The organism is Streptomyces botrytidirepellens (genome assembly GCF_003721215.1).
Taxonomy (GTDB): Bacteria; Actinomycetota; Actinomycetes; order Streptomycetales; family Streptomycetaceae; genus Streptomyces; species Streptomyces himastatinicus.
The window spans coordinates 1-8,432 of sequence record NZ_RIBZ01000250.1; the positions used below are offsets into that span (position 1 = coordinate 1).

Here is an 8,432-nt window from a genome sequence, read left to right on the forward strand (position 1 = left end):
CGCGGGGCTGCTCGCGTCGCTCGCGGGGCGCCCCGCGCTCGCCGCCGACCTGCCCGGCGCGCTGGCCGCGCACGGCACGCTGCTGGCGGGGGCCTTCGCGGGCGGGGCCGACCCGGACGATTTCTTCCGCGACCGGGTGGACGAGCCGGAGGCGCTGCGCGCCCGGATCGTGCTGCTGCACGACGAGCCGGTGGGTCCCGTCTCGGCCGTCCCGGCGGCCCGCGAACTCGCGCTGGCGCACGAGACGGCGTTCAGCGAGCTGGAACCGGACGAGGGAAGCCCGCTGGAGCGCGCGGCCGAACTTCTCGCCATCACGGATTTCGCCGCCGTTTACCTCGCGCTTGCTGCGGCGGATAGAACTTGAGGCCGTACGCGAGCCCCTGAGCGGCCCGCGCCGTACCCCGCCGGAACCCCGCCGCCCGGAAACCCGCGCCGGAACCCGGAAAATCGGCATCCCATCGCCCGGACAGTCAGGAACCGCACCGCATGGACCGCCTCGTCAACACCGTGCGCCCCTACGCCTGGGGCTCCCTCACCGCCATCCCCGAGCTGCTGGGCACCCCGCCGACCGGCGAGCCGCAGGCCGAGATGTGGATGGGCGCACACCCCGGGGCGCCGTCCCGCCTCGACCGCGGCGAGGGTTCCGTCGCGCTGTCCGACGTGATCGCGGCCGATCCGGAGCGCGAGCTGGGCGCGGGTGCCGTACGGGCCTTCGGGCCACGACTGCCGTTCCTCCTCAAGGTGCTCGCCGCGGCCTCGCCGCTCTCCCTCCAGGTGCATCCGGACCTCGCGCAGGCGAAGGAGGGCTTCGCGGACGAGGAGGCCCGCGGCGTTCCGGTGGACGCCCCGCACCGCAACTACAAGGACGCCAACCACAAGCCCGAGCTGATCTGCGCCCTCACGCCGTTCGACGGGCTGTGCGGCTTCCGCGACCCCGACGAGGCCGCCGCGCTGCTGGCCGGGCTTGAGGTCGACTCCCTCAAGCCGTACGTCGACATCCTGCACGCCCACCCCGAGTCGCACGCCCTGCGCGAGGTGCTGACGGCCGTGCTGACCGCCGACCGTGAGGCGATCGCCGAGACCGTGCACCAGGCCGCGGCCGCCGCCGAACGCCTTGGCGCACTCGACGGGCCGCACGCCCCGGCGTACGCGGCGTACGCCACCATCGCCCGGCACTACCCGGGCGACCCCGGCGTGATCGCCGCGATGCTGCTCAACTTCGTGACGCTTCAGCCCGGTGAGGCGCTGTACCTGGGCGCGGGTGTCCCGCACGCCTACCTCGACGGACTCGGCGTCGAGATCATGGCCAACTCCGACAACGTGCTGCGCTGCGGTCTCACCCCCAAGCACGTCGACGTCCCCGAGTTGCTCCGCATCGTCCGCTTCGAGAGCGACGCCCCGGCCGTACTGCGCCCCGAGGAGGACCCCTCCGGCGAGGAGCTGTACACCACCCCGATCGACGAGTTCCGGCTCTCCCGCTACGTCCTGGCGGAGGGCGCCGCTCCCCGTCGGCTACCGTCCTCCGGCCCGCAGATCCTGCTGTGCGTCGCGGGCGAGGTTTCGCTCCGCGGTGACGATGAACTACGGCTGGCACGCGGCGAATCCGCCTTCGTCGGGGCGGGCGAGGAGGTCACCGTGACCGGCGCCGGCACTGTGTTCCGGGCCACACTGACCGCCTGAATTCAAGCTCCTGCGGCGGGCTGGAACAATGGCCCGCCGTAGCGGCAGTAAAGCTCAAGCAAAACTGCCATGAGCGGGAAGGGACATTCGGCACATATGAGTGCATCAGGCGGAACCAAGGCGATTGTTGCCGCGCTGGGCGCCAACCTGGCCATCGCCGCAGCCAAGTTCGTGGCGTTCGCTTTCAGCGGCTCGTCGTCGATGCTCGCCGAAGGCGTGCACTCGCTGGCCGACTCGGGCAACCAGGGACTGCTGCTCCTCGGCGGCAAACAGGCCAAGCGCGCCGCGACCCCCGAGCACCCCTTCGGCTACGGCCGCGAGCGCTACATCTACGGCTTCCTCGTCTCCATCGTGCTGTTCACCATCGGCGGCATCTTCGCGCTGTACGAGGGCTACGAGAAGATCAAGCACCCGCATGAGCTGGAGCACTGGTACTGGCCGGTCGGCGTGCTCGTCTTCGCGATCATCGCGGAGGGCTTCTCGTTCCGTACGGCCATCAAGGAGTCCAACGAGGTCCGCGGCAAGCTGACCTGGTCCCAGTTCGTCCGCCGTGCCAAGGCCCCCGAGCTGCCGGTCGTCCTCCTGGAGGACCTCGGCGCCCTGGTCGGCCTCATCCTCGCCCTCGGCGGCGTCTGCCTCGCCCTCGCGACCGGCAACGGCGTCTGGGACGGCATCGGCACCATGTGCATCGGCGTCCTGCTGGTCCTGATCGCCCTCGTCCTCGCGGCCGAGACGAAGTCCCTCCTGCTGGGCGAAGCGGCCGACATCGACCAGGTCGCCAAGATCCGCGAAGCGGTCGTCGACGGCCGGACCGTCACGGCCCTGATCCACATGCGCACCCTCCACCTGGGCCCCGAGGAACTCCTGGTCGCCGCCAAGATCGCGGTCCAGCACGACGACAGCGCGGCCGACGTGGCCCGCGCGATCGACGCAGCGGAAGCCCGCATCCGCGAGGCGGTCCCGATCGCCCGAGTGATCTACCTGGAACCGGACATCCTCCGCCCGGCCACAACCTGACCCCCGATCGCCCCGCGCCCAACGGCCGGGGCGATCGCACTACGGGCCCGTGCCGAACGCCCCCTCGCGAACGCACGCCGCCCTGCTCCCGCTCCGCTGCACCGGAGGAAGGCCCAGGAGCCCAGCCCGGGGCCCACGGCAGGGAGCCCCGACGCACCGCCCGGGCGCGGCACGGCCCGGTGCGGGGGCCGAGGGGAGTGGAGCCGGTGGGGCTGCCCTCCTGGGGCCGCGGCACCGGGCTTCGGTGCAACTACCCGCGCCCTGCACTGGGCGCGGCCTTGGCTCCGAACCCGCGCAGCCTCCGTGCCGCGCGGCTGGGGCAGCCGCCCAAGACCCGAGGGCGGAGCCCCGGTCGGTGGGGCTGGCCCCTCGCCGAACGCCGGGGCAGCCGCCCAAGCCCCGGGGCTTTGGTGCGTAGCCCCAGCGAGGTCAGGCGGAGCCCCGCACGGTGCGGCTGGCCCCTCGCCGAGCCCCGGGGCAGCCGCCCAGGGCCTGGGGTCCAGGGGCGTAGCCCCGGCGGGGTCGGGGCGGAGCCCCGGTTCGGGAAGGGGGGGGGTGGGGAAGAACCCACCCCGCCCGCCCCCTACTCGATCTCCCCCAACACCCCCAGAATCGCCCCCACATCCGCAGCCCCCGCCAACCGCTCCCGGAACTCCGCAACCATCAACTTCCGCGACAGCAGCGCCAGTATCCGCAGGTGCTCATCACCCGCCGCAGCCTCCGGCACCGCGATCATGAAGACCAGCCGAGCCTTCGTACCGTCCGGCGCGCCCCATTCGATGCCTTCGGCGGAGCGGGCGAAGCCGACGACCGGGGCGGTCACCGCGTCCGTCTTGGCGTGTGGGATGGCGATCTCGTCGCCGAGACCGGTGGTGCCCTGGTCCTCGCGGGCGAACGCGACCCGTACCAGCTCCGCGGCGTCCGCGACCTTGCCGCTCGCGGCCAGCAGGTCGGCCATCTCGCGGATGGCGTCGTCCTTGCGGTCGGCGGTCAGCTGCCCCTTGACGGTCTGCTCGGTCAGATACCCGGACAGCACCTCACCCTCAACCGGCCCCGCCCCAGCGGCAGGAGCGGCGGCAGAGGCGACCGCAGAGGCAGCCCCGGACGAACCCCCCGAGGCACCGCCCGCACCACCCCCCACCAACACCGGCTCGGCCACAACAGAAGCCACACCACCGGCCGGGGCAGGCGCCGACCCAGCCGACACGGCCGCCGCACCACCCCGCCCCGACACCCGCAACGCCCCCATCGACATCAGCCCGACCGTAGCCACCGCCGTGACGGCCGTACCGACGACCACCGCCACGAAGAACATCGGCACGCCGCTCACCGCACCGAGCACCGCCACGATGGGCCCTCCGTGCGGCACGCTGTCCTCGACCGCCGCCAGCCCGGCTATGGCCCCGGCAACCGCACCGCCGAGCATGTTCGCCGGGATCACCAGCGCGGGCCGCGCCGCGGCGAACGGAATCGCACCCTCGGTGATGCCGAAGAAGCCCATGAAGAGGGCGGCGAGCCCGGTCTCGCGCTCCTGGTCGTCGAACATCCGGCGACGGATCAGCGTGGCCAGCCCCTGCCCCAGCGGCGGCACCGGAATGGCCGCGGCGCACGCGCCCATGACCTCGGGGTTCTTGGACACCAGCCCGGCGCCGAAGAGGAACGCCGTCTTGTTGACCGGCCCACCCATGTCGAACGCGATCATCAGCCCGAGGATGATGCCGAGCAGCGCCGCGCTCGTACCGGTCAGCCCGCCGAGCCAGTCGGTCAGGTTCTCGAAGACCCAGGCGATGGGCCTGCCGAGGACGTAGATGAAGAAGAGGCCGAGCGCCGAGGTCGCCACGATCGGGATCACGATGATCGGCATGATCGGCTGGACGAACTTCGGTACCCGGACCTTCTTGATCCCCTGCACCAGATACCCGGCCAGGAAGCCGGTGACGATCGCCCCGATGAACCCGGCGCCCGCCTCGCTGTCGTACAGCTCGCCATGGGCCGCGATCCAGCCGCCGACCATGCCGGGCACCAGCCCGGGCCGGTCGGCGATGGCGTACGCGATGTAGCCGGACAGGGCGGGGATCATCAGCTGGAAGCCGATGGTGCCGATGTCGTTGACGGTCTTCCAGAAGGAGTCGTCGGGGATGACGATCCCCTTGGACGTCGTATCGCCGCCCAGCGCGAGCGAGACGGCGATCAGCAGACCGCCGACCACCACGAACGGGATCATGTACGAGACGCCGTTCATGAGCGCCTTATAGGTGACGCCGCGCCCCTTACGCCCGCCACTGCCACCCACACCACCGGAACCGGAACCGGCACCCACACCAGCTCCGGCACCCGCACCCGACGCGGCCGCAACACCCCCGCGCCCTTCATACACCGGCGCGTCGCTCACCTGCTCGATCAGCCGCTCCGGATGGTGGATCCCCTCGGCCACCCCGACGACGAGCACCTTCTTCCCCACGAACCGGCTGCGGTCGACGTCCTTGTCGGCGGCGATGATGATCCCGTCGGCCTTGCTGACATCGTTGTCAGACAGAACGTTCTCGGCCCCGATCGAGCCCTGTGTCTCCACCTTCATACGGTGACCGAGCGCTTCCGCGGCCTGCGCCAGCTTCTCGGCGGCCATATAGGTGTGGGCGATGCCCGTCGGACAGGCGGTCACGGCGAGCAGTCTGAGCCCCGGCCCGCCGGTCTCCGCACTGTTGCTGGCCCCCGCACCGTTGGGGGGATCGGCTGGACTGGTCACGTGGTTCTCCTTGTCAGGATCAGCTTCCTCGGCAGCGTGGACAACGCCGTCAACGCGCCGAGCAGCGCGGGAATGTGCAAGCGTCCCCGTGCCAGCGGCATCCTGCAATACCCGCGGACGGGATCAAAGCGGTGCGCCGCACGACGCAGGGCGCCGTCCCGCGGCGTGGGCCGAAGAACACCCCCGCGGGCTGGGGCTCACCCCGCCCAGCGTGTAGATTCGTGGGCGAGCCAGACGTCGCTGCTGATGGCGGTCGGGCGGCCCGTTCCGCGGGTCGGCCGAGGGAGAGAGGGCCTCCGACGGACTGCGCGCTGCGAGCAAAGGGGACACGTGTGTCCGATATACGACACACCTTCCCGGACACACCGTGCCCGCTGCCCGCAGGCCAGCCGAAACACTCTCGCTCGCCAACCGATCGATGAGGAGCAGCACTCATGACGACAGCCGACACCGGTCAGGACTTCAAGGTCGCCGACCTCTCCCTGGCTGATTTCGGTCGTAAGGAGATCACCCTCGCCGAGCACGAGATGCCCGGCCTGATGGCGCTTCGCAAGGAGTACGCCGCATCCCAGCCGCTGGCCGGTGCCCGGATCACCGGCTCGCTGCACATGACGGTGCAGACCGCGGTCCTGATCGAGACCCTGGCCGCGCTCGGCGCGCAGGTCCGCTGGGCGTCCTGCAACATCTTCTCCACCCAGGACCACGCGGCCGCCGCGATCGCGGTCGGCCCGAACGGCACCCCGGAGAACCCGCAGGGCATCCCGGTCTTCGCCTGGAAGGGCGAGACCCTGGAGGAGTACTGGTGGTGCACCGAGCAGGCGCTGACCTGGCCGGGTACCGCCACCGGCGGCCCCAACATGATCCTGGACGACGGTGGCGACGCCACCCTCCTCGTCCACAAGGGCGTCGAGTACGAGAAGGCGGGCGCCGCGCCTGACGTCTCCACCGCCGAGAACGACGAGCACCGCGTCATCCTCGAGCTGCTGAACCGCACCCTCGCGGAGAGCCCGCAGAAGTGGACGCAGCTCGCCTCCGAGATCCGGGGTGTCACGGAGGAGACCACCACCGGTGTCCACCGTCTGTACGAGATGCACCGGGAGGGCACCCTGCTCTTCCCGGCGATCAACGTCAACGACGCGGTGACGAAGTCGAAGTTCGACAACAAGTACGGCTGCCGCCACTCCCTGGTCGACGGCATCAACCGCGCCACCGATGTCCTGATCGGCGGCAAGGTCGCGGTCATCTGCGGCTACGGCGATGTCGGCAAGGGCTGCGCGGAGTCGCTGCGCGGCCAGGGCGCCCGGGTCATCATCACCGAGATCGACCCGATCTGCGCGCTCCAGGCGGCGATGGACGGTTATCAGGTCGCCACCCTGGACGACGTGGTGGAGACCGCGGACATCTTCATCACCACGACGGGCAACAAGGACATCATCATGGCCGGCGACATGGCCAAGATGAAGCACCAGGCGATCGTCGGGAACATCGGCCACTTCGACAACGAGATCGACATGGCCGGTCTCGCGGCGATCCCCGGGATCGTCAAGGACGAGGTCAAGCCGCAGGTCCACACCTGGACGTTCCCCGAGGGCAAGAAGCTCATCGTGCTCTCCGAGGGCCGTCTGCTGAACCTGGGCAACGCGACCGGTCACCCGTCGTTCGTGATGTCCAACTCCTTCGCGGACCAGACCATCGCCCAGATCGAGCTGTTCACCAAGCCCGAGTCCTACCCGACCGACGTGTACGTGCTGCCCAAGCACCTGGACGAGAAGGTCGCCCGGCTCCACCTGGAAGCGCTCGGCGCCAAGCTGACCACGCTCCGCCAGGAGCAGGCCGACTACATCGGCGTCCCGGTCGAGGGTCCGTACAAGCCCGACCACTACCGCTACTGATCGCCCCGGCCGACGCGCCGAGCGTCGGTCACCGGCCCCGCCGCACCGGCGGGGCCCCAGGGCCCGTCCGCGCCGTTCCGGCCGGGCGGGCCCCAGCCATTCTCAAGGACCTCACCATGCCCCGCGGCCGCTACTCCCTCCACGACACCCACGACCACGCGCCCCTCGGCGAAGAGCACTTCCACTGCGCGCCGGGCCCCAGCGGATGGCGTTACGTCGCCCAGCGCACCTCGCCCTCCGGCGAGCACGCCGGTTCCGTGGACCTCACGCTCGACGAACTCGGCCGGCCCCTCCGCCTGGAGCTGCACGCCGCGAGCTGGCGGATCCGCGGTGGCGCGATGGAGGGCGTGACCTGGGTCCGAACGGACCCGTCCGGAGAGCACGCGACGGAGGGCAACACCCAGGCCCACGCGTTCACCGGCACCTCCCCGGCGTTCCTCGTCGCCCTCTCCCGCATGCTCCGGCTCGAGCCCGGCACGGGTCCGGTACGCGTCCGCCTCGTCGCCTTCACCGACCCGGTCCTCGCCCCCCGCACCCTCGACCAGTCCTGGGCCCTGCTCGGCAGTACGGTGCACGAGACCGACAGCGGCCCGCTCACCGTGGACGAGTACCAGGTCAGCGAGTTGGACACGGGTGAGCAGCACACGGTTCACATCGCCGGCGACGTGGTACTCGCGGCCCCGGGCGTCGAGTTGGAAGAGCTGGAGACCCCGCCGTCGTCCTTCGGGTGATGTGCGGAGCGCCCCGCTGACCTGGTACGGTGTTCATCTCCCCGAAACCCGTTGACACGGGCCATGTGGGGAGGTAGATTTTAACGGTTGCGATGAGCGGCGTGGTACGTTGCTCAGCAGCCGTTGGCATCTGAACCGCTTCGCTCTGGAAGGGAATTCCAGCGGAGCACTTTGACCCCCGCAGGCAATCGCGAAGCCGATTAGGTCGGCCGATGCGACTCTGCTAAAGTCAAGACAGCCGAAAGGCAAAGGCCCCCAACAGGCCACCGGAAACGGAATTCGAACCGGAAACGGAACGGAAAACGGATCTGGTAAGGTTGGAAACACGAAAGGCCGGAAAGCCGAAAGGCTGAAAGGCCGGAGGGA

The 8,432-nt window shown here is 70.5% G+C and carries 6 protein-coding genes; 5 read left to right on the top strand and 1 reads right to left on the bottom strand.

Going from position 1 to position 8,432, the window contains the following annotated elements:
* The 3 genes from EEJ42_RS19700 to EEJ42_RS19710 form a co-directional block, all read left to right on the top strand.
* Window positions 1-364, top strand: a 364-nt coding sequence (locus tag EEJ42_RS19700) for an SIS domain-containing protein (protein WP_281291476.1), incomplete at its 5' end; no start/stop codon positions are given.
* A gap of 122 nt (window positions 365-486) precedes the next feature.
* Window positions 487-1,680 (top strand): mannose-6-phosphate isomerase, class I, encoded by a 1,194-nt coding sequence (manA, locus tag EEJ42_RS19705; RefSeq protein ID WP_123101336.1) that lies wholly within the window; start codon window positions 487-489, stop codon window positions 1,678-1,680.
* Window positions 1,681-1,776: 96 nt separating this feature from the next.
* Complete coding sequence (locus EEJ42_RS19710) at window positions 1,777-2,697, top strand: cation diffusion facilitator family transporter (protein WP_123101338.1); 921 nt, start codon at window positions 1,777-1,779, stop codon at window positions 2,695-2,697.
* Window positions 2,698-3,280: 583 nt separating this feature from the next.
* Here EEJ42_RS19710 and EEJ42_RS19715 read toward each other — a convergent pair.
* A complete protein-coding gene (locus EEJ42_RS19715; RefSeq protein WP_184503169.1) occupies window positions 3,281-5,443 on the bottom strand; it encodes a fructose-specific PTS transporter subunit EIIC in 2,163 nt (720 codons plus the stop codon).
* 434 nt (window positions 5,444-5,877) lie between these two features.
* On the opposite strand from EEJ42_RS19715, the gene ahcY reads away from it, so the two are divergent.
* Both ahcY and EEJ42_RS19725 read left to right on the top strand, forming a co-directional pair.
* Window positions 5,878-7,335, top strand: coding sequence for an adenosylhomocysteinase (ahcY, locus tag EEJ42_RS19720; protein WP_123101340.1), 1,458 nt, complete (start codon window positions 5,878-5,880; stop codon window positions 7,333-7,335).
* Window positions 7,336-7,451: 116 nt separating this feature from the next.
* Window positions 7,452-8,066, top strand: coding sequence for a hypothetical protein (locus EEJ42_RS19725; protein WP_123101342.1), 615 nt, complete (start codon window positions 7,452-7,454; stop codon window positions 8,064-8,066).
* Window positions 8,067-8,432 lie beyond the last annotated feature (366 nt).